Source organism: Duncaniella muricolitica (assembly GCF_910574735.1).
Taxonomy (GTDB): domain Bacteria; phylum Bacteroidota; class Bacteroidia; order Bacteroidales; family Muribaculaceae; genus Duncaniella; species Duncaniella muricolitica.
Window position 1 is genome coordinate 1 of record NZ_CAJTCF010000155.1, and the last position, 2,111, is coordinate 2,111.

The window sequence follows — 2,111 nt, forward strand, 5'->3', positions numbered from 1 at the left end:
ACCAAAAATAACTAATTAGGGCTGACTCCTGCAAATGGTAATCGACTTTTGTCGCTTGCCTTAGCAAGAATCAGCCCTAATTTTTCAATCGCTCAAAAAAAGTTTAGCGGACAGTAATAATTTTGTGCTAATTCCTTCCAAAAGATTTTCGGGAGACAACAGCATGAGTCCGGGATGCGTTTATGAGGTGCGTGGTACACGTGTGGTACATTTCTCAGCGAATGTGGTACACGTTTTCGAGTGTACCACATCACGAAATCATAACCATGTATCACACTTAAAATCAAAACGATATGGCTGGAATACCCCAAATCAAGATTATTTTTGACCGCCGCAAGAAGGCTTCGGCGGTTACGACGGGCACCGTGGAGGTGGAGGTGTCATACAACCGCGAGCGTGTTCGCCTGTCCACCGGAGTGGCCGTGCTCAGGCAGCAGTGGCGCTCAAACCAGGTCGTGGATCATCCCATGGCCGAAAGCCTCAACGAGCAGATTCGCCGCGTGGCGGACGGCATAAGGGAGAAGATGTCTTCCATAGCCGCACACGGCGGAGAATACGACCTTTCTCTTCTAAAGAAGGTACGTAAGACCAGAGTGCAGTCTTCGACCATGGATTTCCTCGCATGGCTCGAAGAGCGTATCGACATGCGCCCGGTGTCCGAGTCTACCCGCCGCCAGCACAAGGTGATGCTCTCTTGCCTCAGGGAGTTCGGCGAGATCCGTAATTTCTGCGACCTGACGCCGAAGAACATCCGTCTGTGGGATGATTTCATCAGAAAGAGAGTAAAGACCCAGTCGTCAGTACACGGCTACCATAAACGGCTGAAGCCGTACATCATCGAGGCCATCCAGTTCGAGAAACTGGAGAGCAACCCTTATGAGAACATGAGGATACCGAGAGGCAAGTCGGAAGGAATAAAGTTCCTTACCGAAGAGGAACGCGACAGGGTCGAGGCTCTTGAGCTTTACGGCATGACGGAGCAGGTGCGCGATATGTTTATCTTCTCGTGCTATACCGGCCTTGCGTACAGCGACCTCGTTAAGATTAAGAAAAGCGATGTGTTCAAGCAGGGAGAAGACCTGTGCATAAGGGACAAGCGGGTAAAGACCGGACAACCCTACACTATAGTGCTGCTCCCCAAGGCTGCCGCCATACTCCGCAAGTACGACTACAATCTGAACCTCATGAGCAACCAGAAATGCAACGACCAGTTGAAGCTGATTGCCAACATGGCCGGCATCCACCTCAATCTGACCATGCACGTCGGGCGCCATACGTTTGCGACGTGGGCGCTGACGAAAGGTGTCGATATATCTACAGTCAGCAAGATGCTTGCCCACTCCAGCGTGGCCATGACCGAAAAATATGCCCAGGTCTTGCAGACAAGCGTTATAAAGGGGTACGGCATCCTGAAATAAGGCACCAGTGAATCACCGGTATCAAGCCGTCATTCCGTCATGGAGTGGCGGCTTTTTCCATGCGGTCGAGGCGGAGCCGGAGCTGATCGATAGTATTGTTCTGCTCCGCAACCCTGCGTTCAAGCTCCGCGACCCTGCGTTCAAGCGGGCAGACCACTGATGAAAAGTTTTTCATCAGCTGTGCCATTTCCGACATGATGAATGAAAATCGGTCAAGCTCAGACAGGCGGTCGGCAGGCAATGCGCCGGAAGACAGCACCTCGCGCAGCATGTCCCCCTCTCCGGTCCAAATCCAGTCGTAATTGATTCTCGGACATACGGAGCTGAGACTTCTGACGAATTTCTGTGTCACCGATGACCTGCCGGTGATAACCTGTGAAACCATGCTTGGGTTGTAACCCATCCTTTCCGCTATCTCACGGTTGGATCGGAATAAGCTGCTTGATTTTAGCCATTCAAGCACATCCTTTATTCTGTTTACTCTGTTGTCCATATTTTTCGTTTAGGTTTTCTAATTAAAATGATTAGAGTCTTCCAATCATTAGTGTCCACTAAAAAATCATAAGAGTACTTTGAAATTATTGAAATTCAATTTGTTGTGAGCGTTTTTGAGATGCGACGATTTGAAATTAACTTTGCAGTCTGAATCAGGCTGTTATGTTAAAAGACAAGTACGTTTTTGCTCAATTAGTC

At 49.4% G+C, this 2,111-nt stretch carries 2 protein-coding genes; one reads left to right on the plus strand and one right to left on the minus strand.

Annotation, left to right across the window (positions count from 1 at the left end):
* Positions 1–293: 293 nt before the first annotated feature.
* Complete coding sequence (locus QGT73_RS17240) at positions 294–1,418, plus strand: site-specific integrase (protein ID WP_280123245.1); 1,125 nt, start codon at positions 294–296, stop codon at positions 1,416–1,418.
* Positions 1,419–1,455: 37 nt separating this feature from the next.
* On the opposite strand, the gene QGT73_RS17245 is transcribed toward QGT73_RS17240, so the two are convergent.
* Positions 1,456–1,911 carry a hypothetical protein gene (locus QGT73_RS17245; RefSeq protein WP_280123246.1) on the minus strand — a complete coding sequence of 152 codons (456 nt, stop codon included), beginning with the start codon at positions 1,909–1,911 and terminating at the stop codon, positions 1,456–1,458.
* Between the last annotated feature and the right edge of the window lie 200 nt (positions 1,912–2,111).

Bases quoted from the DNA above. Each gene is read 5' to 3' on its own strand.
- QGT73_RS17240 (WP_280123245.1), top strand. From the start codon at position 294: ATGGCTGGAATACCCCAAATCAAGATTATTTTTGACCGCCGCAAGAAG.
- QGT73_RS17245 (WP_280123246.1), bottom strand. From the start codon at position 1,911: ATGGACAACAGAGTAAACAGAATAAAGGATGTGCTTGAATGGCTAAAA.